Here is a 25,796-nt window from a genome sequence, read left to right as displayed (position 1 = left end):
GCTCCCTATAATGAGAGTCCATCTCATTTGGAGTTGATTGCAACTAGCGATGGACAAGGAACAGGAAATACTCGCTATCAGCCGTCTGGTCTTCGACCTGACCCGTCTCGATGGTGGTGATCTTGACGGTATGCTGGCCAGATTGAACGATCTGCTGACCAGCCTGCCCGGTATCAGGGTGCTGCCGCACAGCCTGGTCTTGCTCCGCAATTCCCGAGGCTTGCTGCTCCAGGTGGCGCAGTTCGGTTTACCGCCACCGTGGGTGTGTATCGACGGTGACAGTTCGCCCTACCATTTGACCGGCGACGATGACGAGCGGGTGACGCTGGTTGCCGATGCCAGCGCCAGCCTGCCCCCCCTGATGCAACGGGAACTTCCTGCAGATGCCGCCTGTTTCATGTTGCCCTTGCGCGACAATGCCGCGCTGATCGGCAAGGCGCTGATGTTCGTCGATCCCGGCTGGCAGCCTGATCCGGTTGAGTACGAATTCATGGAAGATCTGGCGCAGGCCCTGTCGGTCCTGGTGTCGCGCCTGATCATCAATGAAACCCTGCGCGTCCGCGAGGTCGAGCTTGAAGATGCCCGTACCGACGCCATTCGTCGGCTGGGCACGGCCTCCGAGTATCGCGACAACGAAACCGGCATGCACATCATGCGCATGACCCACATCGCAACGGCGATTGCCAAAGCGATGGACCTGCCGCCCGAACAGCGCGAACTGCTCGCCATCTGCGCACCGATGCACGATGTCGGCAAGATCGGTATTCCGGATGCGATCCTGCTCAAGCCGGGGCGCCTGCTGCCGGATGAATATGAGGTGATGAAGGGGCACACCAGTATCGGTAAACGCCTGCTCGAAGGCGACGACATGCTGATCCAGGCCGCTCGCGATATTGCCGCTTCGCACCACGAACATTGGGATGGCAATGGTTATCCGGAAGGTCTGGCCGGTGAGGACATCCCGTTGCTGGCGCGTATCTGCGCCGTGTCCGATGTCTTTGATGCACTGACCTCACGTCGCCCGTACAAGGATCCCTGGCCGGTGGATGAAGCGATTGCCTGGGTGGCGGACAATGCCGGCAAGCAATTCGATCCCCAGGTCGTCGCTGGATTCATGAAGGCGATACCGGAAGTCCGGCGGATCCGCGAGTTGTACCGGGACGACATCATCGATCCGAATCAGGTACTGGATCTGCCAGAACTGCCGCCGCATGAATGCGAGTGGGTGCGCTGGGACGACAGTCTGCGTATCGGCATCGACGTCATCGACGAACATCACCGCTACCTGTTCGACCTGACCAACGACCTCTACGAGGTGGTGTCGACCCGGCGTGGCTCGCGTGAAGTGGCGCGGGTGATCAAGGCGCTCGACCTCTATGCGCAGGTCCATTTCCGGGCCGAAGAGCGCATGATGGATCATCACCGCTACGCCGCCTTTGACCGTCAGAAACACCAGCACGGTGAATTCGAGAAACGGCTGAGCGAGTTCTACGCCGAATTGCACGACAATCCACTGACCGCCCAGTTCGATGTGCTGGTCTACCTGCGCACCTGGCTGGTCCGCCATATCGTGCACGAAGACGCCAGGCTGCGCGAACTGGTAGCCTGAGTCCGGCCGTTCAGGTTTTCTTTACCACCGCATAGCGCGCCAGCGTCTTTTCCCGCGCCGTCGCGTGGTCGACAATCGGTCCCGGATAGTCGCGGCCGATGACGACGCCGAGCGCCTCCTGCTCCAGGCGGCCCATGGTCCACGGTGCGTGGATGTATTTGTTCGGCAGCTTGGCCAGTTCGGGCAGGTAGCGCCGGATGAACTTGCCTTCCGGGTCGAATTTTTCCGATTGCGTGATCGGGTTGAAGATGCGGAAATAGGGCTGCGCATCGCAGCCGCTCGACGCCGCCCACTGCCAGCCGCCGTTGTTGGCCGAGAGATCGAAGTCGTTGAGCTGTTCGGCAAAGTAGCGTTCGCCGAGCCGCCAGTCTATGCCCAGATCCTTGCACAGGAACGACGCGACGACCATGCGCAGGCGGTTGTGCATCCAGCCGCTGTGATTGAGTTGGCGCATCGCCGCATCGACCAGCGGGTAGCCGGTGCGTCCCTGCTGCCAGGCAGCCAGCCCCGCCGGCCAGTCGTCCCAGCGGATGGCGTCGTATTCGGACTTGAAGGCGCGCTCGGCCGCATGCGGGAAGCGGTCGAGGATCATGAAATAGAAATCGCGCCAGATCAGCTCGTTGAGCCAGCTGCCGGCTTGTTCGGCCAGCGCGGCGCTGACCAGTTCGCGGATCGAGAGGGTGCCGAAACGCAGGTGCACCGACAGGTAGCTGACCCCCTTGATCGCGGGGAAGTCGCGCAAGGCGCCGTAGCGCTGGATGCGGCCGGCGCGGAATTCGTCCCACAACTTGCGGGCGCCGGCCATCCCGGGTTCGATACCGAGTTCGCCAAGATTGCCTGGGCGAAAACCGAGATCGTCCAGCGTCGGCAGCGCTTCTGCCGGTGCCGGGGCAAACTGTCCGCTGCCGGTGCAGGCGGCGTGATCGGCGCTGCTCAGGCGCTTCAGCCAGGCGTTCTTGTACGGGGTGAACACCGTGTACGGGCGGCCGGCGCCGGTCAGCAGTTCGTCGCGTTCGAAGATGGCCTGGTCCTTGAACTCATGCAGGGCAATCCCTTGTTCGCCGAGCAAGCGTCCGACTTCGGCGTCGCGGCGTTTGGCCGCCGGTTCGTAATCGCGATTGACGAATACTGCCCGCGCGCCGATCTCACGGGCCAAGTGGGGAATTTCCTCGACTGCGCGGCCGTGAAGAACGATCAGTCCGCCGCCGCGGGCCCGCAAGGCGCTGTCGAGTTGGTACAGGCTGCCGAGGATGAATTCGACGCGGCGGTCGGTCCGCGACGGCAAGGCGTCGAGAATGTCGGTATCGAAAACAAAGACGCAATGAACCGGCAGACCGCTGGTCAGTGCAGCGGCCAGAGCCGCGTGATCGTGGTCGCGCAGGTCGCGTCGGAACCAGACCAGTACGGCATTTCCGGGAGTTCGCATGAACTGATTATAAGGCCTCCCTGTGCGCCAAGGAAAAAGGGGCGCCCCTTTCGGTGGCGCCCCTCTGGTGGATCCGTTTGCAGTGGTTCAGGAACCGATCAGGCCACCATCATTTTTGGTGATGACGACGGTGGTCGAACGTGGGCGGGCAGTCCCGCCGTCCGGCCAGTGGCTCTCGAAGTTGGCTGGAATACCGATGTTGGCGGCGCTGGTGTTTTCACCCGGGTGCTGGATGTTGACGAAGATCGCCTTGCCATCCGGCGTTTCGGTGATGCCGGTAATTTCGCATCCCTTGGGGCCGACCAGGAAGCGACGCAGCGTTGCCGGTGTTGCTGCCTTGCCGGCGTAGGTCGTCACCGTCTGGTCTGCTCCTGCGTTGCTCGGAACGGCAAGGTTGGTGACGTTGACTGCGCCACCGTCGCCATAATTGCCCGGCAGGGCAGCGAGCATCATGCAGTTGGTCACATCGGTATAGGCACCATCGTCGGTCTGAATCCACATCAGGCCGGGTACCGCCTGGCTGAACCAGAGGCCGTCCGGGCTGGAGAAATCGTTGTCGTTGGTCAGCGACGAGATGTTGATCGAAGGATTGCCGAACTGGTCGTTCTCGGCACCAAACAGGTAGACGTCCCAGTTGAAGGTGGTTGCTGCCGGGTTGCTGCCGGTTTCGCGGAAACGGACGATGTGGCCGTTCGGGTTGCCGAGGCGACCTTCGCCGTCGTCGTAGTAGCGCGGGTTGGCAGCGTCCAAGCCCTTGGATTTTCCGCCAGTCGATAGACCGGTGGTGCCGCGCGAGGAGTTGTTGGTCAAGGTGACATAGATGTCGCCGTTGACCGGATTCACGTCGGCCCATTCCGGGCGGTCCATCGGTGTTGCGCCGACGGCGTCGGCAGCGATGCGGCAATTGATCAGGACGTCGGCCTGGTCGGCGAAGCCGTAGGCGGCCGCGGCGATCAGCGGATTGGTGATGGTCAGCTCGGTCCAGGTGCCGCTGCCGTCGGCGTTCAGGGTGGCGACGTAGAGCTTGCCGTCGTCGAGATACTTGTTGCCGGCAGTCAGACCGCCATTGGCGTCGGCCGGATCCCAGTTGGCGTTTGAAACGTACTTGAAGATATATTCGTTCTGCGCGTCGTCGCCCATGTAATAAACGATGGGACGGCCAGCAACCGCCTTGGCCGGCATTGCGCCTTCATGACCGAAGCGGCCCATGGCGGTGCGCTTGCGCGGCAGATCGCCCGGTGCGAAAGGATCAATCTCGACCACCCAGCCCATGGTGTTGGCGGCGTTGCGGTAGTCGGCGGTGGAGTCAGCACCGCTCTGCGAGATGTCCCAGCGATCATAGAGACCGACGCCGCTGGTGTCGCCACCCACCGGATTGGCCCAGCCGTAGCTGCCGTTGCTCGCGCCAGAGCCGATGTAGCGGTTCTGGGCGGCGGTTTCCTTGGCCGTGGCCAAGGAGGCGCTGGTCTGGCGCTTGAAATAGCCGGCCCAGTTTTCTTCGCAAGTCAGGTAGGTACCCCAGGGCGTGACACCGTTGGCACAATTGTTCAGCGTACCACGGGTGGCCGTGCCAGCGTTCGAGTAAGGGGTGACCATCAGGTCGTCGCCGGCCGCCGGGCCGCTGATCGTCATTTCGCTGGCGGCGGTATAGCGACGGTTGAAGCCGGAGAGCTTGTTGACCGAGAAGCTCGCACCCTTGACCACTTCAATGACCGATACGCCGTGTGCATTGACTTCCTTGTCGATCTGGGAAACGACGCGCGCCCCCGACGGGAAACCGGCACCGACTTCGGCTGCGGTGTGCAGGAAGATGCGCGTGATGTTTTCGTGGTTCATGCACAGCAGGCCACGCGAGGTGTTGCTCAGGTCCTTGCTCAGACCACTGCTGCTCAGCCCGAAGTAAGCCATGCCATCGTGATGGTCACCGGCGCGGAACTGGTAACTGGCGGCGCTGTCGGTGCCGTCGTTCACAAAGGCCGGGGTGGTCGTGTTGAGCGGGTCGCCGAGGCGGTACAACACAGTCGTGGTATAGCCGGCCGGGACGCGAAGCAGATCTTCGGTGCCCTTGGCGACGGCGGTGAAGCCGAGTTTGAAGCTGTTGTCGGGCGAAGTGCCATCGCTGTTGGTCAGGCAACCGCTCAGGTTGATGCTCATGAAACTGCCGGCAGCCAGGCCGAAGCTGCCCTTGAGCAGATTGCGGCGCGACAGGCGGGCGTCGAGGATGCTGGCGAAAGGCGTATTGCCGGATTCGTTCTTGGAAACGTCATCGCAGCCGTTCGGCGAATCGGGGTGATGCTTGGTCAGATGTTCGGACATGGCTTGTTCTCGAAGGAGTAATTGGTTGAAGAGCCGCGATTATGAGAAAGGAAGATGACCCGCCAATGACCGGAGTATTTCAGTCGAGACGAAACAGGAGTGTCCAGGAGCCATCCCGGTCCGGCAGCGGACGGGCAATCAGGCTGAGGTAGCGTTCCAGTCTGAGCCGGGCCTCTCCCTGCAGATCGATTCTGGCATTCGCCTGTCCTGCATCGAACTGTCCTTCGACCAGGATCAGCGATGGGCGCCCGCCGGAAAAACTGCCGTGGGGGGCGGATCTTTCCTCCCATCGCCAGTTGATTTGATAGTTGCCCAGCGGGTAATCGGTGACTAGAGGAGTGGCTGCCTGACGCCATTCGATCTGTCCATGACCGCTGATTCCCGGTGTGTTGCCGGGGGCCAGACGCAGTTGAGTCGTGCCCACGGTCAAACTGCCGCGCCAGTCACCGGCCGGCAGTTGGAGTGCAGGGTGGCCGAGGATGGCTGCCGCAGGCAGGCTTATGCCGTCGACTTCGAGCTGATGCAGCGTCCGCCAGATGATCTTTCCGTGACCGAGGCCGAGCACGAAATAGGCATCGCTAGCGGGAAAGCGCCAATGCACGGGGCCAAGATCGAACCAGCGTTGGTTGCTGTTCAGGAACAGTCGGCCTTGACCGTTCCAGGCACTGCCACTGCTGTCGCTGATCCGGCACTGTCCGCTGCAGGCCTGCTCGACCAGCAGAGCGACAAAGCGGGCGGGCATGTTGACCAGCAAGGCGAGCATGACGAGCAGCAGAATCAATGAAAGCCCCGGAAGCGCCGGGGCTTTCATTGGCGGCTGCTCGCGTTTTGATAGACCGCATTGAGGCGAACCAGACGACCATCGCCAGAGAGGCGGCAACTATCCAGGCGCATTCGATACTCCTTCTGCATTGCGGCGCTCCAGCGCAGCCACGGGGCGAGTTCGACCTTGCCGCTCAGGTGCAGTCGGTCGCCGTTCCACTTAGCCTCGACCTCCGGACCGAGTTCGCCAAGACGCGGGGCGATGGCTCGCTCGATGACGGCGGAGGTGCCAGGCAGCGGAGGCGCGGCAGTCAGTTGTTGCCAAGCTTCGCCCAGAACAGCACTCCGCAGCGCCTCACCGGCAACGCGGGGTAGCTGCTGCAATTGGGTGCGTCGAGCCTGTTCCAGCGACCATATCGCCTGAGCAGCGATTGCCAGTACCAGGCTCCAGAAAAGCAGGTGCAAGGCGGCCCGATCTCGCGGCGACAGGCGATCCAGGAGCTTGTTCAGGCGCTGCCGGAGCCGCAGCAAGGCGTCTGCTTTCATTGTCTTCCTCCCGGTGCCAGGGTGAATTCGACGTTCTCGCCCTGGCGCGTCGCGTGCAGGACCTGGTTGCGTTTGGCCGCGGCGGCAGCCAGGGTCTCGACGACACTCTCGGGCAGAACGGCAACGCCCCGCAGGCGCTCATTCTCGTAGACCAGCTCCCGTAGCTGGGCGGTTTCCGGCATCTCTCCCAGGGTAGCGGCCAGCATCAGGAAGTCGCTGTCAGAAAGTTGTCCGTTGTTACGCCGGGCTGAGGCAAGTGCCTGTTCCATCTGTCGCAATGGGTCGACCAAGGGGGTTTGCGGCAGGACTGTCCGGAAGTGAAGGGCAATCTGCTGGTGCAGACTGCGCAGTTGCAAGGCATTCCATGACCACTGGGCGCCGATCATCAAACCCAGGGCAATGGCGAAGCCGGCGGCCAGGCGCAGCGCCGGCCGGAAATGGCGGCCAATCGGCGTGGCTTGCCGGGGCGGTGCCAGGTCGCCGTCCAGAAAGCCGGTTCCCGGTGGCAGCCGAAGTTGTGGCAAGCGCAGGGCGGTCACGACCTGGTCGCCGATCAGCGATTGCAGATGACGGTCGCGCTCGGGGTTGTCGTCGAGGCTTGTCAGCGGCAGTGTTGGCGCCTGGGTGACGGCAAGCCAGGCGATCAGGCTTTCATTGATCGATGTGGCAATGTAGCCCTCGGGGCCGATCAGGTTGATTTCCTCTCCGCACAACCATGCGCTTGGGGCGTCGGCGGCCATGCCGAGCGGCCAGGCGGCTTGCGGCGACCAGCCGAGTTCGCGCAACAGCTTGACCAGCGCCGTCAAGCGCGCACGGGAGATGATGCCGATCGGTGTCAGGCCGCTGTCCGTCGCGGTTTCGCCGACGGCGAAGCTGAGTTGCTCGGGGGCGTCGAGCAGACTTTCTTCGAGGACACTACCGACAACCTCGCGTCGCCGCCCGCCTTGACCGGCTGGCAAGCGGGCACGCTGCCCGGCAAGCTGATGGCCAGTGAGCAGTAGTTGGCAAGGCTGTGGGCCTTCGCCATCTCCGCTCGGCCAGTCCTTGGGTTCGCTACAGCCACGCTGTGCTACATGCCCTGTGGCATCCAGCAGGGCCCAGGGGCAGTCTCGGCGATGTTGCGGCCAGTCGGGAGGAATGATCAGGGTCAGGGGCGGGTTCACAGGATGCTCTGCCAGAGGATGCGAGGAAGGGAGGTGTCGTTTTGGCGCTTGACCAGACTGAGTACGCGACTGCGGGCCCGGCCGCGGTCTACCGTGACCTGGATCAGGAAGTGGGCGCTGGCAGCGCTGATCGGGATCAGACTGTTGGGTAAGGAGGGGTCGTTGAGGCGCGTGCGAAAATCTGCGGCATCCCGGAATGGCAAGGTCCGGCGCGTGTCGGCCAGAGCCCTGGCGGCACTCAGGCTGAGCCCTGGTTGCAAGGCTGACAGCACTTCGGGTGTCGCGGTGTTGATATTGACGGCTTGAATGCCGCTCAGGGCGCTGACGTGTTCCTGCAGACGCGCGACGATGGCCGGCGTGTACCCGCGAATTCGGGCGAGTTCGCCAGTGTTGGTCAAGGGGCGACCGATACCGTTGCTGTTCTGCCTGGTTTCGGCATAGTCGGCAGCTTCGGCGCCGTGGGCGCGCCGGCTGTCGTCGGCATCAAGCCAGTCGGCGAGGGTGTCGGCAAGTTCTGGGGAGAGGCCGAGTACGGTGAGCAGGCGCAGGTATGCGTCATAGGCCTGTTCGTCGATGACACCGCTGGCGTGACGCAGATTGTTCAGATTGAAGCGGCCCTGCAGGTCGGCGATGCGTCCCTTGATCTCGGCACCTTCGTGGCGCAATGGCGGCAATTCGCGCGCCCAGTCCTCAAGCAGCGTATCGCTGGCGCTATTCCGGGCGTCGGTGGCCAGCAGCAAGCGGGCGTAGGTGATGGCGTTGCGCCCCAGTTCGGTGGCCTGCGCCTTGTCGCGTGCCAACTCGGTGTGTTCGATCCAGGCGTCCATGCTGACCAGCAGACTGCTGGCGCTGGCCGCGACGATGGCGACCAGCAGCATCGCCGTGATCACGGCGGCGCCGCTTTGTCTATCACATCCGGCGCGGTCGGGTGATTTCGGTCGGCGGTCACTCGGCGGCGGCGACATCGAATATCCGTTCAATCATGCCGCCCTCGCTCAAGCTCAGGCGTACGCGCAAGGCGCGCGGAAGTCCTTGTTGCCCTGCCGGTGGCCAGTCGGCGTGCCAGCGTGCCGCCTGATCCAGTGCCGCGAACTCCAGGCCGGTGATACCGACGAGCAAAAGATGGCCGGATGTCGGGGGGGGACCATCAACGCCTGGCCAGAGCAGCAGTTCAAGGCCTGCACGGGACCAGCGGTAGGTGATTCGGCGTTCGCTGCTGCCGCCATGGGCGGCGCTGTTCAGCGTCAATTCGGCTTTGTCCGGTGGCTGTTGCCAGCTAGAAACCCCTCGTTCACGGGCGGGCGTGGCTTGGCGGACGTCACTGCCCAGGCGGGCGAGTGCCAGATCGATATCCTGCCAGCGCCCGGCGGTGTCGGTGAGGTGGCCGGCGGTGCTTGTCGCCGCTTCCAGGCCGCGGTAGCCGAGTACGCCAAGGACCGCCAGCAGGCTGACGGCGACCAGGATTTCGATCAGTGTAAAGCCCCGTTGCGCTGGCGTCATGGCCGCTCCAGGTAGCCGACGAAACGGTTCAGTACTGCACCTTCCGCCGGCCCGGCTGGGTAGACGCTGATTTCGAAGCGGCGGAAGTAGCCCTGAGCGGCAGGCGATATCTGCACCCGCCAGGCGAAATCGTGACCGCCCATGCGCGTGTTGCCCGTGCTACTGCCCGGGTCTGGCCAGGCGCGTGTCGCGTGCAACCAGGCGGCGTGATTCTCGGCCACCCAGCCAGCCAGTAATCGGTCGCGCAGGCTGTAGGCGGTTTCGCCGGCAGTCATGCCGACCCGGCTGGCTGCAGCCAGTCCGAGCGCCAGTATGCTCAGCGCGACGAGGATTTCAAGAAGCGTAAAACCCTGTTCCCGGGCGCTCATTGCAGTCGCTCCAGAACAATCCGGCCGTTGGCCCGACCCGCGATCTGCCAACGCTGGCCGGCACCAGCCAGCTCAACGACGAACAGCGGCGGGATTGCCGCGAAAACGATGCGCCGCACGCCGTCCTGAATCTGTCCTTCGAGGTCGACCCGGTCGACTTGCAGATCGGGCGGCAAAGGCAAGACTTGGCCTGCGTCGCCCCGGACGGCTTGCCAACGCTCGTCATCGCCAATCAGCAGGCGCGCGCCGTCCTTGCTGATTTCCCAGGCCCACGGACGGGCCTCGGCCCTTGCCCTGCGGGCAGCGGTTGCCGCCTGCATCTGCCATGCCTGGAGCAGGGAACGACGCTCGGCTTCGTGGGGCTCGGGCAGCGTCAGCGCAATGCCGCCAGCGACGATGGCAATGATGGCCAGCGTGACCAGTATTTCTATCAGCGTGAAGCCGCTGTGTCGCTTACAGGGCCCAGTTGCCGATATCCGCATCTTGACCCTCGCCGCCGGCGATGCCGTCTGCGCCGAAACTGAAAACGTCGATTTCGCCGCGCAAGCCCGGGCTCAGGTACTGATAGGGTTTGCCCCACGGGTCGAGTGGCAGGCGTTCAACGTAGCCGCCAGCCTTCCAGCCGTCGGGCAAGGGCGCCAGCGTCGGTTTTTCGACCAGTGCCTGCAATCCCTGTTCGGTGGTTGGGTAGCGGCGGTTGTCCAGGCGGTACAGCTTGAGGGCCTGCATCAGTCCGCCGATGTCCTGACGGGCGGCGACGATGCGCGCTTCGTCAGGCCGGCTCATGACCTTGGGAACGACCAGTGCGGCAAGGATGCCCAGAATGACGACAACGACCATGACTTCGATCAAGGTGAATCCGGTTTGGCGTGGGCGGTGGTTTGGCATGGCTTCAGTGCAGTAGTTGATTGACTTCGATGATCGGTTGCAGGATCGCCAGGACGATGATCAGCACGATGCCGCCCATGCCCAGGATCAACAGCGGCTCCAGCAGGCTGGTGGCGGTGCCCAGGCGGGCGGCGACTTCGTCGTTTTGCTGGCGGGCGGCTTTGTCGAGCATGTCGCCGAGTTGTCCGGAAGATTCGCCGCTGCCGATCATGTGCACCAGCAGCGGTGGAAATTGTCGGGAGCGGCCAAGCGCGCGCTGCAGACTCGCGCCTTCGCGGACCTCGGTGGTGGCGGTCGCCAGGGCCTGGCGCAAGGGCAGCAACCAGATGACGGCGCCCGCCGCCTGCAATGCCGTCAGTAGCGGAACGCCGCTGCCAACCAGGATCGCCAGGGTCTGCGCCAGCCGCGCGCTGTCGAAGGCGACCGCCAGTTTGCCGACCACCGGCAGGCGGATCAGCCGTCCTTGCAGGGCCTGGCGGAAGCTGTCGCGACGCCAGGCGCCGCGCGCGCTCCAGGCAGCGATGACGGCGCCGACGAGGAGCCCGGGCCAGGTCAGGCGGAGCAGATCGCTGGTCGCGATCAACAGCCGGGTGAGGAGCGGCAGGGTTTGTTTGCCGCTCTGAAAGACGGCGACTACCTGCGGCACGACATACAGCATCAAGGCCGCGACGACGGCGCTGGCAACCAGTACCACCAGCGCCGGGTAGATCGTCGCCTGCAGCACTTTCTGGCGCAGGGCGCCGCTGCTTTCCAGGTTGTCGGCCAGACGCAGCATGACGCGGTCGAGCTGGCCGCTCTGTTCGCCGGCCGCCACCAGCGCGCAATAGAGGCTGCCGAAACTGCGCGGATGCTTGGCCAGCGCCCGGTGCAGCGGGTGGCCGGCGCGCAGTTCGTCGCGAATCGACGTCAGCAGGGTTCGCGTGGCGACTTCCTCGCTTTGTTCGATCAGCGCCGCCAGCGCTTGTTCAACCGGGATGCCGGCCGCCAGCAGCGTTGCCCACTGGCGGGTGAGCAGCATCAATGCGGTATTGCCCAGGCGCGGGCTGGGCAATCTGACGCCGGTGCTGGTTTCGCTGCCGGCGGCCACGACTTCGTAGGCGGCCAGGCCCTGCTGGCGCAGGTTGCCGCGTGCCTGGCGGGCGCTGTCGGCGTCGATGACGCCGGCGACTTCGCGCCCGTCGGGGGTGATTGCACGATAGCGGAAGCTGCTCATCGGAATCGCCCTCAGCTGGCGCGGGTGACGCGCAGCAATTCCTCGAGCGAGGTCTCGCCGGTCCGCAGCCAACGCCATCCGTCTTCGCCGAGCAGGCGCAGGCGACGGTCGCCACGTTCGCTCGCTTGTGCCACCGTACGTAACGCGGCTTCGCCGTGGGCCTGGTGGATCAAGGGACGTAGTTCATCGTCGACTTCGAGCAATTCGTAGACGCCGAGGCGGCCGAGGTAGCCGGTGTGAGCGCAGGCCGGGCAGCCGACCGGGTGCCACAGGCGTTCGATATCCGGCGGTAGATCAACATCGACCGTCAGCGGCCCGGCCTGTCGGCAGTGCGGGCAGAGGCGGCGAACCAGGCGCTGGGCGAGCACGCCGAGCAGCGAAGACGACAGCAGGAAGGGCTCGATGCCCATGTCGGTCAGCCGGGTCGCGGCACTGGCCGCATCGTTGGTATGCAGCGTGGCCAGCACCAGGTGACCGGTCAGACTGGCCTGGACAGCGATCTGTGCAGTTTCGGCGTCGCGGATCTCGCCGATCATGACGACGTCCGGGTCCTGGCGCAGGATCGCCCGCAGGGCCTTGGCAAAACCCATGTCGATGCGGGCGTTGACCTGGACCTGGCCGATGCCGCCGAGGTCGTACTCGACCGGATCCTCGACCGTCATGATATTCAGCCGACGGGCATCAAGGCGCGATAGCGCGGCGTACAGCGTCGTTGTCTTGCCCGAACCGGTCGGCCCGGTGACCAGCAGGATGCCGTGCGGCTGCCGGATCAGCCGGTCGACGCGGGCCAGCGTGTCGTCGGCCATGCCCAGCCGGGCCAGGTCAAGGCGAGCCGGGTCCTTATCGAGCAGGCGCATGACCACGCGCTCGCCGTGGTTGGCCGGTAGCGTCGAGACGCGAACGTCGACCCCGCGCCCGGCAATGCGCACGCCGATGCGGCCATCCTGCGGCAGGCGTTTTTCGGCGATGTCGAGGCCGGCCATGATCTTGATCCGCGAGACCATGGCCGCGTGCAGCGCGCGCTTTGGCGAGACCACGTCGTGGAGTACGCCGTCCAGTCGGAAGCGCACCACCGATTGGCGTTCATAGGGTTCGATGTGGATGTCGGAGGCGTTTTCGCGGGCTGCCTGGGTGAGCAGCGCATTGATCATGCGGATGATCGGGGCGTCGTGCTGACTGTCGAGCAGATCCTCGACTGGCGGCAGTTCTTCGACCAGGCGGGCGATGTCCAGATCCTGGCCGATGTCGCTGGCGACTTCGGCGGCACTCTGTTCCCCTCCAGCGTAAGCGGTGCCCAGGCGCTGGTCGAATTCCTCGGCAGCGAGCGCCTGCAGGCGCAGCGGCTGGCCACTGCGGCGGGCGATTTCCGATAGTGCGGCCAGCGGCATTGGATTTCCTGCCTCTGAACGGTACCAGACCTCGATTCCGGCCGGCCCCGCCGGACCGATCAGAACGCCGTTGCTGCGGGCAAATGCGTAGGGCAGGCGAAATACCGGAGGAGCGATCATGGTTGGCTTCTTGCCGGGGGCAGATCGGGAAGGCGCGGTGCGTCGGCATCTCCCCAGCCCGGTACGCGCTTTGCCTGATGGCGCTTCTGGGCATCGAGCAATTGGCTGTAGCGGTCTTCGGTCAGGCTTTCATAGTCGCGCTCATCACGAACGATGGTCGGGCGCAGGAAAATCATCAGATTGGTTTTCTTGCGGTTGCGATTCTCGTAGCGGAAAAAATTGCGAAGCACCGGGACATCACCGAGTAACGGCACCTTTTCCTCGTCGTTGCCGAGGCTGTCTTCGATCAATCCACCGAGGACGATCAGCCGGCCATCGTCAACCAGCACACTGGATTCCAGTGAGCGTTTGTTGGTCACGGGTCCGGCAGCACTGCCAGCAGTGCCGGACTGTACCGATGAGGCTTCCTGGTAGATCTGGATATGGACGACGCCGCCTTCGGTGATCTTCGGCTTGACCTTCAGCGTCAGACCGACGTCCCGCCGTTCGTAGGTCTGGAAAGGCGTGACCGAACTGTTGCCCGACGTCGTGCTGTACGAACCGGTCACGAAAGGCAGGTTCTGGCCGATCACGATCTTGGCTTCCTCATTGTCCAGGGTCATGATGCTGGGCGTGGACAGAATGTTGGCATTCACCTCGCTTTCGAGGAAACGGGCAAGCAATCCGAGATTGGTGATGGTGCCCAGGCCGGGGACATTGATGGTGCCGTTGACCAGGCCGAAGTTGAGGCCGCGCCCGGTATTGCCGATGTTCCTGGCTGCCGAGATGATGTTCTGGCTGTTGTCGCCGAAATTTGTGCCGCCGATGACGCTGAGTTTGTTGCTAGCCAGGCCGCTCAGATCCTGCCATTGAATGCCGAACTCGGCGGCGCGCTCGGCCGAGAGTTCAACGATCAAGGCCTCGATATGTACCTGGGCGCGACGTCGGTCGAGCATGCCGATGACGTTCTGCAAGTTGGCAAATATGCCCTCGGGGGCCGTGATGATCAGTGAGTTGCTTGCTGCGTCGGCCTGGATCATGCTGCCTGTTGCCAGCGCATTTCCAGCCTGAGGCGGGCTGCTGACCGGCTTGTTTTCGCTGACGGCAGTCGTCGTGCCATTTCCGCCCGGACTGGCTGATATGCCGGTGTTGCTGTTCGTGTTGCCTTGAGAATTGCCTTCGGCGCCGAGCAAGGTGCGCAGCATTTCGGCCATCCGTGTCGCATCGGCATGTCTCAGATGGACGACACGGATATTGCCCAGGCCGGCTTCCGGCTTGTCCATGGTGGCAGCAATCCCGGCGGCACGCAGTAGCAGGCCGGGGTTGTCCGCACGCAGGAAGAGGCGGTTGCCGCGCAGGTCGGTGGTGATGTTGAGGCCGCCAGCGGTGCCGCCAGAAAACAGGCCTTGCAGGCTACGGGCAACCTCCAGGGCGGAGACATGACGCAACGTCAGCACCTGGGGGTCGTTGCCCTGGGGTACGTCGATTGCGGCAAGTATGCGTTCGATCCGGCGCAGATTGTCGGCCGATTCGGAGATCAGCAGCGTATTGCTGGCAGCGTTGGCAGTGATCGACTGGTTGGCGCCGATCAGTGGCTTGAGTGCGTTGACCAATTGCGGCGCGGATTCATGGCGGACCTGGAATACCCGGGTGATGATCTGCTCGCCGGCGCTGCCCGGGTCGCTGACCGGACCGGATTGCATGCGGGCATCGGCTTCCGGCAGAACCCGGGTGACGTTGCGCCCTTCGACGACGGCGAAGCCTTGCAGGCGCAGTGCGGCGACCAATGTCTGGTAAGCGACTTCAGGCGTCACCGGACTGCCCGATACGATATTGATGGTGCCTTTGACGCGTGGGTCGATGACGAAGTTGCGGCCGGTCATCTGGCCGATTGCCTTGATCGCCGACTCGATGTCGGCGCCGGCAAAATCGATGACCATGGGTTCGCGGGGCGCTGCATTGGCAAGCGGCACGAGCAATCCGAGCAACAGGCAGAAGCAGAATGAGGCGCGAGCAAGCTTGCTTTGCCCGAACGGCAGAGGATCAGTCATTGATGGGGTTTTCGGTGAATTGAGGGGGCGATTGCGGGAGCGTCAGGCGTTGTTCGCCGCCGCTCCCGGAAAGCACGATCTGCCGTCTTTCGATGCGCTGGACCCGTAATCCGTGGGTGACTTCGTCGCCCACGGAAAGGATCAGGAGGCGGTTCTCGCCTTCGCGTCGTATCAATGCACGGGCCAGACGGGGGTCGGCGGATGCCGTGGTGCCGATGAGTAGCAGGCTGCCGGGGGTTGTCGCCGATGTTGGCGTGAGATTGGCAAATGTCAGGTGGTCGGCAAAGCCCTCGACCTGCGCCAGCGGATCGCGTTCGATTTCGACGGCCGGTGCCAGGGGTGGCGGCAGGAAGCCCCAGGCGATCACGGCCAGTAACCAGCTGCCGCCGAGCAATACGGCGAATACCGCCAATTGGCCGAGACGGCGAATTGGTGTCTCCGGTATTCCGGCAAGGCGGGCGGTGAAGGCGGGGAGCATGCGGACTGTTTGAGTCTTAAGGTCGTCAGACAGAAGAGGTTAATGCGCGAGCGTTACGCTTCTGTGACGATGGCGCCCGGGGGCTGATGATGGTCAGCGGTGCGGCGCTGTTTTCCATTAAAATCCGGGCATGGACAACGTCAACCTGACCGACAACTTTCTGATCGCCATGCCGGCGCTGGAAGACCCCTATTTTTCCAATGCGCTGGTCTATATCTGCGAGCACAACGAGAACGGCGCGCTGGGGATCATCGTCAACCGGCCGATCGACATGGATCTGGCTGGCCTGTTCGAGAAGATCGACATCAAGCTGGAACAAGCCGCTTTGTCTGGCCTGCCGGTCTATTTCGGTGGTCCGGTCCAGCTCGACCGGGGGTTCGTGCTGCATCGCCCGCTCGGTCACTGGCAATCGACGATGGCGATCAACGCCGAAGTCGGCCTGACCAGCTCGCGCGATGTGCTCGCCGCCGTTGCCAAGGACGGACTGCCGTCAGAGATCATCGTGTCGCTGGGCTATTCGGGCTGGGATGCCGGCCAGCTCGAAGAAGAGCTGGCGCAGAATTCCTGGCTGACGGTGCCGGCCAGATCCGACATCCTGTTCGATCTGCCGCCCGAGGAACGTTTGCCGGCGGCGATGCAGAAACTCGGCATCAGCTTTTCCCAACTTTCGGACGTTGCCGGGCACGCATAGTGGGCACGGTGCTGGCCTTCGACTTCGGCGAAAAGCGCATTGGTGTGGCGACCGGCGAGACGCTGCTGGCGTCGGCGCATCCGCTGACGGTGATCCGCGCCGAGTCGAACGATGCGCGCTTTGCCGAAATCGGCAAGCTGATCGCCGAATGGCAGCCGGAGCAGCTGGTCGTCGGCCTGCCCACGCATGTTGACGGAACACCGCATGAAATGACCCGTCTGGCGACAAAATTCGCCGAACGTCTGCAAAAACGGTTCAATCTTCCGGTTTCCATGGCCGACGAGCGGCTCAGCTCGCTCGACGCCGAGGCGCGGCTGCGCGAGACCGGACGCAACGCCAAGTCGGCCAAGCCGCTGCTCGATGCGGTTGCCGCCCAACTGATTCTTCAAACCTGGTTCGAAAGTTCGCTGCATGCACCCCAATGACACCCTGCCCGACGCCGAAGCCCAGTGCCGGCAACTGGCCGAACTGATACGCCCGCTGCTGGCGCAAGATCCTGCACTGGTCGGCATCTACAGTGGCGGCGCCTGGATCGCCGAGCGCCTCAGTGAATTGCTCGGCCTCGATCGGGAAACCGGTTTGATCGACGTTTCCTTCTACCGCGACGATTTCGCCGAGAAGGGCTTGCATCCGCAGGTCAAGCCGACGCTGATCCCGTTCGACGTCGAGGGCCGCCACATCATCCTGGTCGACGACGTGCTGTACACCGGCCGGACGACGCGGGCGGCGATCAACGAACTGTTCGATTACGGACGCCCGGCCTCGGTGTCGCTGGCAGTGCTCGCCGACCGGGGCGGTCGGGAACTGCCGGTGGCGGCGACCTGGAAGGTCTGGGATGTCGCCCTCGAAACGAAGCAGAGCCTGGTGCTGGAAAAGCAGGATGACGGTCAACTCGCCTGGAGACTGGAAAATGCATAATCCGCAGTTGAACGACAACGGAGAGCTGACACATCTGTTGTCAACGGAGGGGCTGCCGCGCGCAATCCTGACGCAGATCCTCGACACCGCCGAGTCGTTCATGGAAGTCTCGGCGCGTGAAGTGAAAAAGGTACCGCTGCTGCGCGGCAAGAGCGTGTTCAACCTGTTCTTCGAGAACTCGACGCGCACCCGCACGACTTTCGAGATCGCCGCCAAGCGCTTGTCGGCCGACGTCATCAACCTCGACATCGGGCGTTCGTCGACGGCCAAGGGCGAGACCCTGCTCGACACCATCGACAACCTCTGCGCGATGCACGCCAACCTGTTCGTCGTCCGCCATGCCTCTTCCGGCGCGCCCTACCTGATTGCCGAGCATCTGCGCCGCATCGGCCGTGACGACATCCACGTCGTCAATGCCGGCGACGGTCGCCATGCACACCCGACGCAGGGGCTGCTCGACATGTACACCATCCGCCACTACAAGAAGGATTTTTCCAACCTGCGCGTGGCCATCGTCGGCGACATCCTGCATTCGCGCGTCGCCCGTTCCGACATCCACGCGCTGACCACGCTGGGCGTCCCGGAAGTCCGCGCCATCGGCCCGGAAACGCTGCTGCCCAAGCACCTCGACAAGCTCGGCGTGCATGTCTTCCACGACATGGAAGCGGGCCTGAAGGATTGCGACGTGGTGATCATGCTGCGCCTGCAGAACGAACGCATGAACGGCGCGCTGCTGCCGTCGGCCGGCGAGTACTTCCGCCACTACGGCCTGACCCCGCAGAAGCTGGCGTTGGCCAAGCCGGATGCCATCGTGATGCATCCAGGGCCGATGAACCGTGGCGTCGAAATCCACTCGGCGGTCGCTGACGGGCCGCAGGCGGTGATCCTGCCGCAGGTCACCTTCGGCATCGCCGTGCGCATGGCGGTCATGAGTATTGTTGCGGGGAATTGAGATGAACATCCTGATTGAAAACGGCCGTGTCATCGATCCGGGCCAGGCAGTCGACCGCGAAGCCACTTCGCTGTTCGTCGTGGCCGGCAGGATTGCCGCGATCGGCGAAGCGCCGGCCGGCTTTGTCGCCGACGAGGTTGTCGACGCTGCCGGTTGCGTGGTCTGTCCCGGCTTGATCGACCTTGGTGCCCGCCTGAACTCGATCGAGGCCGAACTGGCGGCGGCGGTCGCCGGCGGCGTGACCAGCGTCGTCGTTCCGCCCGATGCCGATCCGCCGCTCGACGAGCCGGAACTGGCCGACCGCCTCGTGCATCGCGGCCGGGAAATCGGCAAGGCCCGCGTCCTGCCGCTCGGCGCCCTGACGCTCGGCCTGCAGGGCGAGCGCCTGTCCGAACTGGCCGGGCTGAAGAAGGCCGGCTGTGTTGCCTTCTCGCAAGCCAAGGTGCCGGTGGTCGATACCGAGGCGCTGCTGCGTGCGCTCGAATACGCGGCCAGCTTCGCTTTCCCGGTTTTCCTGCATCCGCAGGATCACTGGCTGTCGCGCAACGGCATCGCGCACGACGGCGAGGTCGCGGCCCGTCTCGGTCTGGCCGGCATCCCGGTCGCCGCCGAGACCATCGCCATCGCCACCATCGTGCAACTGGTGCGCGATACCGGCTGCCGCGTGCACCTGACCCGCCTGTCGTCGGCGGCTGGCGTGACGCTGGCCAAGGCGGCAATGGCCGAGGGGTTGCCGCTCAGCTTCGATGTCGGTGTCCATCACCTGTTGCTGACCGAAAACGACATCGGCTTCTTCAATACTCATGCCCGCTTCCAGCCGCCGCTACGCACCCAGGCTGACCGGGCTGCGCTGTCGGCCGCCGCGGCCGCAGGGTTTGCCGCGATCTGCTCGGACCACACGCCGGTCGGTGCCGACGACAAGCTGGTGCCCTTTGCCGAGGCCAAACCGGGCGCCACCGGTCTTGAAGTGCTGTTGCCGCTGACCCTGAAATGGGCGGAACAGGAAGGCGTGGCACTGAGCGCGGCGCTGGCCAGGATCACCAGTGCGCCGGCGGCCATTCTCGGTCTGAGCGGCGGCTCGCTGGCCATCGGCGCAGCGGCCGACATCTGCATCTTCGATCCGGCAGCCGAGTGGCAACTGACGCCCGAGGCGCTCAAGAGTCGTGGCAAGAATTCGCCTTGGCTGGGTTGCCAGATGAGCGGCAAGGTCCGCCGGACGCTGGTTGGCGGGCGCGTCGTGTATTGATCCCCTAGCCCAAGAAGAAGCGGCCATCAGGCCGCTTTATTTTGTTGACGAATACATTGTCATATTCATATAGAATATTCCGGTGCAGCGGAAGGCCGCTGTGCAATCTCACCAATCAGGAATATTCAGGAGGAGGCATCGATGAAACGCATTACCACCCTGTTGTTCGGCATGCTGGCAGGCATCGGCATGGCGATGGCCGCCGTCAATATCAATACGGCGACCGAGGCGGAACTGGACGCGGTCAAGGGCATCGGCCCGGGCAAGGCGCGGGCGATTGTCGAACACCGGGACAAGAACGGCCCGTTCAAGTCGGTTGACGATCTGACGAACGTCAAAGGCTTCGGCAAGAAGAGTATCGACAAGCTGCGGTCGGAATTGACGACCGGCGCGGCAAGCAGCCCGGCCAAGAAATAGCCTTCAGGCGGTACCGGGGTCCGTTCAGCCGGCGAAAGCGGCGATGCGGGCCTCGGTGCTGCCGCAGATTTCCACGACCTTGTGGCGTGAGGTCTGACCGCTCTTGAGCGTGACCGCAGATCGGGGCAGGTCAAGCTGCTCGGCCACGAAACGGAGCAGCGCATCATTGGCCTTGCCGTCGACTGGTGGCGCCGCCAGGCGGATTTTCAGTGCCTCGCCGTGCAGGCCGGCGACTTCGGTTTTTTTGGCACCCGGCTGGATGTGCAGCGTCAGCGTCGCGCTGCCATCCTTGCCGAAGCGGTACCAGACGGACATCAGACGATCATCAGCACGACCTGCAGCAGCAGGATGACGACCAGCGGCGACAGGTCGACGCCGGCGATCAGCGGGACGAAACGGCGGATTGGATCGAGGATCGGCCGCGCCAGTTGATTGACGGTCGGGGCAATCGGCGAATAGGGGTTGATCCAGGACAGAACCGCCTGCAGGATGACGACGCCGATGGTGATGTAGATGGCCAGGCGGATCAGGCCGCGGATGGCCAGCATCAGGATCATCAGGACGGTGCCGAAGGCGTCGGCGCTGAGTTCGACCGGCGTCACCGACAACAGCAGGCCGGCGTACATCAGTTGCAGCCACAGCGCGGCCACCAGGCTGGCCCAGTCCACGCCGCCGACGCCGGGGACGATGCGACGCAGGGGCTTGACCGCCCAGTTGGTGAGCTTGACGACGAAATCGCCGAGTTGTCCGGCGAACGACACTCGCGCCATCTGCATGATGAAGCGCAGCAGCAACAGGGTGCAGAAAAAACTGACGACCGCGTTGATCAGGAAAAAGAAAGCCTGCATCACGCATCTCCTCCGAGCAGCTTGCCGAGTTCGCGGCCACGCGTTTCAGCGGCCAGACAACCGGCGACGATGCCATCCTTGACGCCGCGTTCGAGCATCACCTTGAGTGCCGCCTCGGTGGTGCCGCCCTTCGAGGTGACGCGCTCGCGCAGCAGCGAAGCCGGTTCGTCGGAGGCAGCGGCCAGTGCGGCGGCACCCTGAACGGTTTCGATGGCCAGCTGGCGACCCTGGGCCGGCGTGAAGCCGAGTTCGGCGGCGGCCTGCTGCAGGGCTTCGATGAACAGGAAGACATAGGCCGGGCCGCTGCCGGAAATGGCGGTAACGGCATCCATCTGCGCTTCATCGTCGATCCAGACGGTGCTGCCGACGGCGCGCAGGACGCGTTCGGCCAGTGCCTTGCCGGCGCTGTCGACGTCGGGCAGTGCGCACAGGCCGGTGATGCCGGCACCGATCAGGGCCGGCGTATTCGGCATGCTGCGCACGATCTGCCGGTGGCCGCCGAGCCAGCGCGACAGCGCGCTCATGTCGAGGCCGGCGGCGATGCTGACGACGATGGCCTGGCCGAGACGACCGACCAATGGCGCCACCGCTTCGCGCATCTGCTGCGGCTTGACGGCAAGGACGAGGACGTCGGGCGCGTCGGGGGCATCGCCGGCAGTGGCGTGGCAATGGACGCCGTAGCTGGCGGCCAGGCGTGCTCGGGCATCGGCACCCGGATCAATGACGTGGATGTCGGCTGCGGCAAAGCCCTGCTTCACCATGCCGCCGATCAGCGCGTTGGCCATGTTGCCGCCGCCCAGGAAGAGAATCTTCATGCGTAGTTTCTTTCACCAAAAATGGCCGTGCCGATGCGCACCAGGGTGGCGCCTTCGGCAATGGCTGCTTCAAGATCGTGGGACATGCCCATGGACAGCGTATCCAGCGCCAGGCCGGTGCGCTGCAGTTGTTCGAAAATCCCGCGCAATTGCCGGAACGGCAGGCGTTGCGCGGCAATGTCGTCGGTCGGTTCGGGAATCGCCATCAGGCCGCGCAGGCGCAAGCCGGGCAGCCGGGCTACCGCCTGGCACAGGGCAGCCGCTTCGGCGGGCGCGCAACCGCTCTTGCTGGCTTCGCCCGAGACGTTGACCTGGACACACACATTGAGCGGCGGCAGCGTCAATGGCCGCTGCGCCGACAGGCGTTCGGCAATCTTCAGCCGGTCCACCGAATGCACCCAGTCGAAATGTTCGGCGACCAGGCGCGTCTTGTTGCTCTGCAAGGGGCCGATGAAATGCCAGGTGAGTGAATTGCCGGCGGCGCTCGCCAAAAGCTTGTCCACGCCCTCCTGGACGTAGTTTTCGCCAAAGTCGGTTTGTCCGGCGGCGGCCGCGGCCAGCACGTCGGCCAGCGGCTTGGTCTTGCTGACGGCCAGCAGGCTGATGCTGTCCGTCGGCCGCCCGGCCGCCCGCGCCGCTTGTGCGATGCGGTTTCGTACGGCTTGCAGGTTGTCGGCGATTGCGCTCATAATCCATTGGCAATTTCGATCGACCAAGTATACACGGGCTCCAAGGACCAATCGCATGGACATCACCGAACTGCTGGCCTTCAGCGTCAAGAACAAGGCATCCGACCTTCACCTGTCGTCCGGCTTGCCGCCGATGATTCGCGTCCATGGTGACGTGCGCCGCATCAACCTGCCGCCGATGGAGCACAAGGACGTGCACGGCATGGTGTACGACATCATGAACGACAGCCAGCGCAAGATTTTCGAGGAAACGCTGGAATGCGATTTCTCCTTCGAGATTCCCAACCTGGCCCGCTTCCGGGTTAACGCCTTCAACCAGCAACGCGGTGCCGCCGCCGTCTTCCGGACGATTCCGACCAAGGTGCTGACGCTGGAAGAGCTGAACTGCCCGAAGATATTCAAGGATATTTCCGAGTATCCGCGCGGCATCGTGCTGGTCACCGGCCCGACCGGTTCCGGCAAGTCGACGACGCTGGCGGCGATGGTCAACCACGTCAATGAAAACGACTACGCGCACATCCTGACCATCGAGGACCCGATCGAATTCGTCCATGAGTCGAAGAAGTGCCTGATCAACCAGCGCGAAGTCGGTCCGCAGACCCTGTCTTTCTCGAACGCCTTGCGTTCGGCGCTGCGTGAAGACCCGGATGTGATCCTGGTCGGCGAATTGCGCGACCTGGAAACCATCCGCTTGGCGCTGACTGCGGCCGAGACCGGCCACCTGGTGTTCGGCACCTTGCATACCTCGTCGGCCGCCAAGACCATCGACCGGGTGGTCGACGTCTTCCCCGCTGACGAAAAGGAAATGGTCCGCGCCATGCTGTCCGAATCGCTGCGTGCCGTCATCTCGCAGACCCTGCTCAAGACCAAGGACGGTCAAGGCCGCGTAGCAGCCCACGAGATCATGATCGGCACGCCGGCGATCCGCAACCTGATCCGCGAGAACAAGGTCGCACAGATGTATTCGGCGATCCAGACCGGTCAGGCCCAGGGCATGCAGACGCTCGACCAGTGTCTGATCGATCTGGTCCGCCGCAACGTCGTGGCCAGCGGCGAAGCACGCCTGCGCGCCGCCAACAAGGACGCCTTCCCGGCCTGATGCCGGCCAGTTGATTCGGGGGAATAAATGGAACGCGATCAGGCAATGAAATTCATGCACGATCTTCTGCGCCTGATGGCGCAGAAGCGTGGTTCGGACTTGTTCATCACCTCCGGCTTTCCGCCGGCCATCAAGATCGACGGCAAGATCACGCCGGTCTCCAACCAGGTGCTGACATCGCAGCACACGGCCGAACTCGCCCGTTCGATCATGAACGACCGGCAGGCCGCCGAATTCGAGTCGACGCGCGAATGCAACTTCGCCATCTCGCCGACCGGCATCGGCCGTTTCCGCGTCAATGCGCTGGTTCAGCAGGGGCGCGTCGCGGTTGTCTGCCGGACCATCAACATGACCATCCCGACCTTGGACGATCTTGGCCTGCCAGCGGTGGTCAAGGACCTGGCGATGACCAAGCGCGGCCTGATCATCTTTGTCGGCGGTACCGGTACCGGCAAGACGACCTCGTTGGCGGCGTTGGTCGATTACCGCAACGAGAACAGCTACGGCCACATCATCACGATCGAGGACCCGATCGAATACGTGCATGAGCACAAGAACTGCATCGTCACCCAGCGCGAAGTCGGCGTGGATACCGACGACTGGGGCCCGGCGCTGAAGAACACCCTGCGCCAGGCGCCGGACGTCATCCTGATGGGCGAAATCCGCGACCGCGACACCATGGACTACGCCATCGCCTTCGCCGAGACCGGCCATCTGGCGCTGGCGACACTGCACGCCAACAGCACCAACCAGGCGATCGACCGGATCATCAACTTCTTCCCCGAAGAGCGCCGTCAGCAACTGCTGATGGACCTGTCGCTGAATGTGCGGGCAATGGTTTCGCAGCGCCTGCTGCCGAAGAAGGACGGCAAAGGCCGGGTTGCCGCGGTCGAGGTGATGCTCAACTCGCCGCTGATTTCCGACCTGATCTTCCGCGGCGAGGTCCAGGAGATCAAGGAAATCATGAAGAAGTCGCGCGAACTCGGCATGCAGACCTTCGACCAGGCCTTGTTCGACCTCTACGACGCCGGCAAGATCAGCTACGAGGATGCCCTGCGCAACGCCGACTCGCTCAACGACCTGCGCCTCCAGATCAAGTTGCACGGCAAGGAATCCAAGGATCGCGACCTGACCCAGGGCATCGGGCATCTCGATATCGTCTGACCTGCTGGAGATTCATCATGTCCCCCATCGTTCGCCGTCTTGCCTTTGCACTCGGTTTTTTCCTGTCGACCGGGCTGGTGCAGGCCGCCGGCCTCGACAGCATTTCCAATGCCGATGCCGGTACCGGGGTGCGTCAGGCGCTGGCCAAGGGGGCCGAGTATGCGGTTGGCTCGCTGGGCCAGAAAAATGGTTTTCTGGCCAACAGCAAGGTCAAGATTCCCCTGCCGGGCTACCTGGAAAAGGCCGAATCCGGGCTGCGCATGTTCGGCATGGGCAAGCAGGCCGACCAACTGGTCGAGACCATGAACCACGCCGCAGAAAATGCCGTGGCCCAGGCCATGCCCATCCTCTCCGATTCCATCAAGCGGATGACCCTGCAGGACGCCAAGGCCATCCTGACCGGCGGTGACGACAGCGTGACCGAATATTTCCGCCGCTCGTCGAGCGAGCAACTGGCGGTCAAGTTCCTGCCGATCGTCAAGTCGGCGACCAGCAAGCTGCAGCTGGCCGACCAGTACAACAAGTTCGCCGGCAAGGCGGCGAGTTTCGGCCTGGTCGACAAGAAGGACGCCGATATCGACAACTACGTCACGCAGAAGGCCATGGATGGTCTCTTCCTGATGATCGCCGAAGAAGAACGCAAACTGCGCGCCAACCCGGTCGCGGCGGGCAGCGCGATCCTGAAGAAGGTGTTTGGCGCACTCTAAGTTGCTGTCGAGATTCAAGTTTCCGGCCAGGATGCCGTAGATCGGGTCAGGAGCCCGATCATGAAAACCTCACGCCTGATTTCGACCACGCAGCGCCATTCGCCGGAAGCGGCGGAACGGGCATTGCTGGCCCAGGCGCATGCAGTCCGCCGGGTCGAGGCGATGGAAGGTGCCAGCAACGACCGCGAACGCTCCCTGCAGCAGGACATGGCCGAGGTTGATCCGCGCAGTGTCGGTCCCTATCAGGGCGTCGAACGGCGTCGTCAGGACGCGGAAAGACTGGCCGGGCAACTGGCTGGCCTGGGTCCGCTGGGCCTGTTGCTGCTGAACATGAACACCCGCGGCAAGCGTCCGGGAAAAATCGACGAGACGGTCTGAGCCGGCCCTGCCGGTGCATGCGGTAAAATGCGCAGCCGCGTCGAAGCTTGCCTGTCCGGCACGAC

Annotated in this window: 29 protein-coding genes; 11 read left to right on the top strand and 18 right to left on the bottom strand. The window is 63.8% G+C overall.

Features of this window, described 5'->3' with window-relative positions:
- Nucleotides 1-49 precede the first annotated feature (49 nt).
- Complete coding sequence (locus G471_RS18140; protein ID WP_051295195.1) at nucleotides 50-1,609, top strand: bacteriohemerythrin; 1,560 nt, start codon at nucleotides 50-52, stop codon at nucleotides 1,607-1,609.
- A gap of 10 nt (nucleotides 1,610-1,619) precedes the next feature.
- Here the strand turns inward: G471_RS18140 and G471_RS0100870 are convergent, their stop codons facing one another.
- From G471_RS0100870 to G471_RS0100805, 14 genes are all read right to left on the bottom strand, one after another.
- The gene (locus G471_RS0100870) at nucleotides 1,620-3,035 is read right to left on the bottom strand and encodes a cryptochrome/photolyase family protein (RefSeq protein ID WP_028993643.1); all 1,416 of its coding nucleotides are present in this window, start codon (nucleotides 3,033-3,035) and stop codon (nucleotides 1,620-1,622) included.
- Nucleotides 3,036-3,122: 87 nt separating this feature from the next.
- A complete protein-coding gene (locus tag G471_RS0100865) occupies nucleotides 3,123-5,351 on the bottom strand; it encodes a PhoX family protein (protein WP_051295194.1) in 2,229 nt (742 codons plus the stop codon).
- A gap of 79 nt (nucleotides 5,352-5,430) precedes the next feature.
- Complete coding sequence (gene gspN / locus G471_RS0100860; RefSeq protein WP_028993641.1) at nucleotides 5,431-6,132, bottom strand: type II secretion system protein N; 702 nt, start codon at nucleotides 6,130-6,132, stop codon at nucleotides 5,431-5,433.
- 26 nt (nucleotides 6,133-6,158) lie between these two features.
- Entirely contained in the window at nucleotides 6,159-6,659 is a 501-nt protein-coding gene (locus G471_RS0100855; RefSeq protein WP_028993640.1) for a hypothetical protein, read from the bottom strand.
- On the bottom strand, nucleotides 6,656-7,822 hold the full coding sequence (gene gspL, locus G471_RS0100850) for a type II secretion system protein GspL (protein ID WP_157272417.1): 1,167 nt from the start codon (nucleotides 7,820-7,822) through the stop codon (nucleotides 6,656-6,658). The genes G471_RS0100855 and gspL overlap by 4 nt, the downstream gene beginning before the upstream one ends.
- On the bottom strand, nucleotides 7,819-8,787 hold the full coding sequence (gspK, locus tag G471_RS0100845; protein WP_081700051.1) for a type II secretion system minor pseudopilin GspK: 969 nt from the start codon (nucleotides 8,785-8,787) through the stop codon (nucleotides 7,819-7,821). The genes gspL and gspK overlap by 4 nt, the downstream gene beginning before the upstream one ends.
- Nucleotides 8,768-9,322 carry a GspJ family type II secretion system protein gene (locus G471_RS0100840; protein ID WP_028993637.1) on the bottom strand — a complete coding sequence of 185 codons (555 nt, stop codon included), beginning with the start codon at nucleotides 9,320-9,322 and terminating at the stop codon, nucleotides 8,768-8,770. Before G471_RS0100840 ends, gspK begins: the two co-directional genes overlap by 20 nt.
- Complete coding sequence (gspI, locus tag G471_RS16305) at nucleotides 9,319-9,690, bottom strand: type II secretion system minor pseudopilin GspI (RefSeq protein ID WP_043420569.1); 372 nt, start codon at nucleotides 9,688-9,690, stop codon at nucleotides 9,319-9,321. The genes G471_RS0100840 and gspI overlap by 4 nt, the downstream gene beginning before the upstream one ends.
- Nucleotides 9,687-10,172 carry a type II secretion system protein gene (locus tag G471_RS0100830; protein WP_028993636.1) on the bottom strand — a complete coding sequence of 162 codons (486 nt, stop codon included), beginning with the start codon at nucleotides 10,170-10,172 and terminating at the stop codon, nucleotides 9,687-9,689. Before G471_RS0100830 ends, gspI begins: the two co-directional genes overlap by 4 nt.
- Nucleotides 10,144-10,578 carry a type II secretion system major pseudopilin GspG gene (gspG, locus tag G471_RS0100825; protein ID WP_051295192.1) on the bottom strand — a complete coding sequence of 145 codons (435 nt, stop codon included), beginning with the start codon at nucleotides 10,576-10,578 and terminating at the stop codon, nucleotides 10,144-10,146. The genes G471_RS0100830 and gspG overlap by 29 nt, the downstream gene beginning before the upstream one ends.
- 4 nt (nucleotides 10,579-10,582) lie before the next feature.
- Nucleotides 10,583-11,791, bottom strand: a complete 1,209-nt coding sequence (gspF, locus tag G471_RS0100820) for a type II secretion system inner membrane protein GspF (protein ID WP_028993634.1) — start codon at nucleotides 11,789-11,791, stop codon at nucleotides 10,583-10,585.
- Between the two features lie 11 nt (nucleotides 11,792-11,802).
- Nucleotides 11,803-13,299 (bottom strand): type II secretion system ATPase GspE, encoded by a 1,497-nt coding sequence (gene gspE, locus G471_RS0100815; protein WP_028993633.1) that lies wholly within the window; start codon nucleotides 13,297-13,299, stop codon nucleotides 11,803-11,805.
- Nucleotides 13,296-15,329 (bottom strand): type II secretion system secretin GspD, encoded by a 2,034-nt coding sequence (gspD, locus tag G471_RS16300; RefSeq protein WP_081700050.1) that lies wholly within the window; start codon nucleotides 15,327-15,329, stop codon nucleotides 13,296-13,298. The genes gspE and gspD overlap by 4 nt, the downstream gene beginning before the upstream one ends.
- Nucleotides 15,322-15,807, bottom strand: coding sequence for a type II secretion system protein N (locus G471_RS0100805; RefSeq protein ID WP_157272416.1), 486 nt, complete (start codon nucleotides 15,805-15,807; stop codon nucleotides 15,322-15,324). The genes gspD and G471_RS0100805 overlap by 8 nt, the downstream gene beginning before the upstream one ends.
- Before the next feature lie 130 nt (nucleotides 15,808-15,937).
- Here G471_RS0100805 and G471_RS0100800 point away from each other — a divergent pair, with 130 nt between their 5' ends.
- The 6 genes from G471_RS0100800 (at nucleotide 15,938) to G471_RS0100775 (ending at nucleotide 20,031) form a co-directional block, all read left to right on the top strand.
- On the top strand, nucleotides 15,938-16,498 hold the full coding sequence (locus G471_RS0100800) for a YqgE/AlgH family protein (protein WP_028993631.1): 561 nt from the start codon (nucleotides 15,938-15,940) through the stop codon (nucleotides 16,496-16,498).
- Entirely contained in the window at nucleotides 16,498-16,923 is a 426-nt protein-coding gene (gene ruvX, locus G471_RS0100795; RefSeq protein WP_028993630.1) for a Holliday junction resolvase RuvX, read from the top strand. The genes G471_RS0100800 and ruvX overlap by 1 nt, the downstream gene beginning before the upstream one ends.
- Complete coding sequence (pyrR, locus tag G471_RS0100790) at nucleotides 16,910-17,416, top strand: bifunctional pyr operon transcriptional regulator/uracil phosphoribosyltransferase PyrR (protein ID WP_028993629.1); 507 nt, start codon at nucleotides 16,910-16,912, stop codon at nucleotides 17,414-17,416. The genes ruvX and pyrR overlap by 14 nt, the downstream gene beginning before the upstream one ends.
- A complete protein-coding gene (locus G471_RS0100785) occupies nucleotides 17,409-18,368 on the top strand; it encodes an aspartate carbamoyltransferase catalytic subunit (protein WP_028993628.1) in 960 nt (319 codons plus the stop codon). Before pyrR ends, G471_RS0100785 begins: the two co-directional genes overlap by 8 nt.
- Before the next feature lies 1 nt (nucleotide 18,369).
- Nucleotides 18,370-19,614, top strand: a complete 1,245-nt coding sequence (locus G471_RS0100780; RefSeq protein WP_028993627.1) for a dihydroorotase — start codon at nucleotides 18,370-18,372, stop codon at nucleotides 19,612-19,614.
- 141 nt (nucleotides 19,615-19,755) lie between these two features.
- Entirely contained in the window at nucleotides 19,756-20,031 is a 276-nt protein-coding gene (locus G471_RS0100775) for a ComEA family DNA-binding protein (RefSeq protein WP_028993626.1), read from the top strand.
- Nucleotides 20,032-20,055: 24 nt separating this feature from the next.
- Here the strand turns inward: G471_RS0100775 and G471_RS0100770 are convergent, their stop codons facing one another.
- Genes G471_RS0100770 through G471_RS0100755 form a run of 4 tightly spaced genes read right to left on the bottom strand, consistent with a single transcriptional unit; the run spans nucleotide 20,056 to nucleotide 22,383 of the window.
- Nucleotides 20,056-20,346 (bottom strand): DUF167 domain-containing protein, encoded by a 291-nt coding sequence (locus G471_RS0100770; protein WP_028993625.1) that lies wholly within the window; start codon nucleotides 20,344-20,346, stop codon nucleotides 20,056-20,058.
- Complete coding sequence (locus G471_RS0100765) at nucleotides 20,346-20,879, bottom strand: YggT family protein (RefSeq protein WP_028993624.1); 534 nt, start codon at nucleotides 20,877-20,879, stop codon at nucleotides 20,346-20,348. Before G471_RS0100765 ends, G471_RS0100770 begins: the two co-directional genes overlap by 1 nt.
- Nucleotides 20,879-21,694, bottom strand: a complete 816-nt coding sequence (proC, locus tag G471_RS0100760) for a pyrroline-5-carboxylate reductase (RefSeq protein WP_028993623.1) — start codon at nucleotides 21,692-21,694, stop codon at nucleotides 20,879-20,881. Before proC ends, G471_RS0100765 begins: the two co-directional genes overlap by 1 nt.
- Entirely contained in the window at nucleotides 21,691-22,383 is a 693-nt protein-coding gene (locus G471_RS0100755; protein ID WP_028993622.1) for a YggS family pyridoxal phosphate-dependent enzyme, read from the bottom strand. Before G471_RS0100755 ends, proC begins: the two co-directional genes overlap by 4 nt.
- A gap of 55 nt (nucleotides 22,384-22,438) precedes the next feature.
- Between G471_RS0100755 and G471_RS0100750 the strand changes: the two genes are divergently transcribed.
- Genes G471_RS0100750 through G471_RS0100735 form a run of 4 tightly spaced genes read left to right on the top strand, consistent with a single transcriptional unit; the run spans nucleotide 22,439 to nucleotide 25,731 of the window.
- Nucleotides 22,439-23,482 (top strand): type IV pilus twitching motility protein PilT, encoded by a 1,044-nt coding sequence (locus G471_RS0100750; RefSeq protein ID WP_028993621.1) that lies wholly within the window; start codon nucleotides 22,439-22,441, stop codon nucleotides 23,480-23,482.
- A 27-nt stretch (nucleotides 23,483-23,509) separates the two neighbouring features.
- A complete protein-coding gene (locus G471_RS0100745) occupies nucleotides 23,510-24,646 on the top strand; it encodes a PilT/PilU family type 4a pilus ATPase (protein WP_028993620.1) in 1,137 nt (378 codons plus the stop codon).
- Between the two features lie 17 nt (nucleotides 24,647-24,663).
- Nucleotides 24,664-25,353: a DUF4197 domain-containing protein gene (locus tag G471_RS0100740; protein WP_043420567.1), complete on the top strand. Its 690-nt coding sequence runs from the start codon at nucleotides 24,664-24,666 to the stop codon at nucleotides 25,351-25,353.
- Between the two features lie 60 nt (nucleotides 25,354-25,413).
- Complete coding sequence (locus G471_RS0100735; protein ID WP_028993618.1) at nucleotides 25,414-25,731, top strand: hypothetical protein; 318 nt, start codon at nucleotides 25,414-25,416, stop codon at nucleotides 25,729-25,731.
- The last annotated feature ends 65 nt before the right edge of the window (nucleotides 25,732-25,796 follow it).

Source organism: Azonexus hydrophilus DSM 23864 (genome assembly GCF_000429605.1).
GTDB lineage: Bacteria > Pseudomonadota > Gammaproteobacteria > Burkholderiales > Rhodocyclaceae > Azonexus > Azonexus hydrophilus.
Note: the sequence above shows the minus strand (reverse complement) of the source record. Positions and strands in the feature narration are given on the sequence as shown.

What these genes read in the sequence shown, in the direction of transcription:
- G471_RS18140 (WP_051295195.1), top strand. Translation starts at nt 50, where the DNA reads ATGGACAAGGAACAGGAAATACTCGCTATCAGCCGTCTGGTCTTCGAC.
- G471_RS0100870 (WP_028993643.1), bottom strand. Translation starts at nt 3,035, where the DNA reads ATGCGAACTCCCGGAAATGCCGTACTGGTCTGGTTCCGACGCGACCTG.
- G471_RS0100865 (WP_051295194.1), bottom strand. Translation starts at nt 5,351, where the DNA reads ATGTCCGAACATCTGACCAAGCATCACCCCGATTCGCCGAACGGCTGC.
- G471_RS0100855 (WP_028993640.1), bottom strand. Translation starts at nt 6,659, where the DNA reads ATGAAAGCAGACGCCTTGCTGCGGCTCCGGCAGCGCCTGAACAAGCTC.
- gspK (WP_081700051.1), bottom strand. Translation starts at nt 8,787, where the DNA reads ATGTCGCCGCCGCCGAGTGACCGCCGACCGAAATCACCCGACCGCGCC.
- G471_RS0100840 (WP_028993637.1), bottom strand. Translation starts at nt 9,322, where the DNA reads ATGACGCCAGCGCAACGGGGCTTTACACTGATCGAAATCCTGGTCGCC.
- gspI (WP_043420569.1), bottom strand. Translation starts at nt 9,690, where the DNA reads ATGAGCGCCCGGGAACAGGGTTTTACGCTTCTTGAAATCCTCGTCGCG.
- G471_RS0100830 (WP_028993636.1), bottom strand. Translation starts at nt 10,172, where the DNA reads ATGCGGATATCGGCAACTGGGCCCTGTAAGCGACACAGCGGCTTCACG.
- gspG (WP_051295192.1), bottom strand. Translation starts at nt 10,578, where the DNA reads ATGCCAAACCACCGCCCACGCCAAACCGGATTCACCTTGATCGAAGTC.
- gspF (WP_028993634.1), bottom strand. Translation starts at nt 11,791, where the DNA reads ATGAGCAGCTTCCGCTATCGTGCAATCACCCCCGACGGGCGCGAAGTC.
- gspE (WP_028993633.1), bottom strand. Translation starts at nt 13,299, where the DNA reads ATGATCGCTCCTCCGGTATTTCGCCTGCCCTACGCATTTGCCCGCAGC.
- gspD (WP_081700050.1), bottom strand. Translation starts at nt 15,329, where the DNA reads ATGACTGATCCTCTGCCGTTCGGGCAAAGCAAGCTTGCTCGCGCCTCA.
- G471_RS0100805 (WP_157272416.1), bottom strand. Translation starts at nt 15,807, where the DNA reads ATGCTCCCCGCCTTCACCGCCCGCCTTGCCGGAATACCGGAGACACCA.
- G471_RS0100800 (WP_028993631.1), top strand. Translation starts at nt 15,938, where the DNA reads ATGGACAACGTCAACCTGACCGACAACTTTCTGATCGCCATGCCGGCG.
- pyrR (WP_028993629.1), top strand. Translation starts at nt 16,910, where the DNA reads ATGCACCCCAATGACACCCTGCCCGACGCCGAAGCCCAGTGCCGGCAA.
- G471_RS0100785 (WP_028993628.1), top strand. Translation starts at nt 17,409, where the DNA reads ATGCATAATCCGCAGTTGAACGACAACGGAGAGCTGACACATCTGTTG.
- G471_RS0100780 (WP_028993627.1), top strand. Translation starts at nt 18,370, where the DNA reads ATGAACATCCTGATTGAAAACGGCCGTGTCATCGATCCGGGCCAGGCA.
- G471_RS0100775 (WP_028993626.1), top strand. Translation starts at nt 19,756, where the DNA reads ATGAAACGCATTACCACCCTGTTGTTCGGCATGCTGGCAGGCATCGGC.
- G471_RS0100770 (WP_028993625.1), bottom strand. Translation starts at nt 20,346, where the DNA reads ATGTCCGTCTGGTACCGCTTCGGCAAGGATGGCAGCGCGACGCTGACG.
- G471_RS0100765 (WP_028993624.1), bottom strand. Translation starts at nt 20,879, where the DNA reads ATGCAGGCTTTCTTTTTCCTGATCAACGCGGTCGTCAGTTTTTTCTGC.
- proC (WP_028993623.1), bottom strand. Translation starts at nt 21,694, where the DNA reads ATGAAGATTCTCTTCCTGGGCGGCGGCAACATGGCCAACGCGCTGATC.
- G471_RS0100755 (WP_028993622.1), bottom strand. Translation starts at nt 22,383, where the DNA reads ATGAGCGCAATCGCCGACAACCTGCAAGCCGTACGAAACCGCATCGCA.
- G471_RS0100750 (WP_028993621.1), top strand. Translation starts at nt 22,439, where the DNA reads ATGGACATCACCGAACTGCTGGCCTTCAGCGTCAAGAACAAGGCATCC.
- G471_RS0100745 (WP_028993620.1), top strand. Translation starts at nt 23,510, where the DNA reads ATGGAACGCGATCAGGCAATGAAATTCATGCACGATCTTCTGCGCCTG.
- G471_RS0100740 (WP_043420567.1), top strand. Translation starts at nt 24,664, where the DNA reads ATGTCCCCCATCGTTCGCCGTCTTGCCTTTGCACTCGGTTTTTTCCTG.
- G471_RS0100735 (WP_028993618.1), top strand. Translation starts at nt 25,414, where the DNA reads ATGAAAACCTCACGCCTGATTTCGACCACGCAGCGCCATTCGCCGGAA.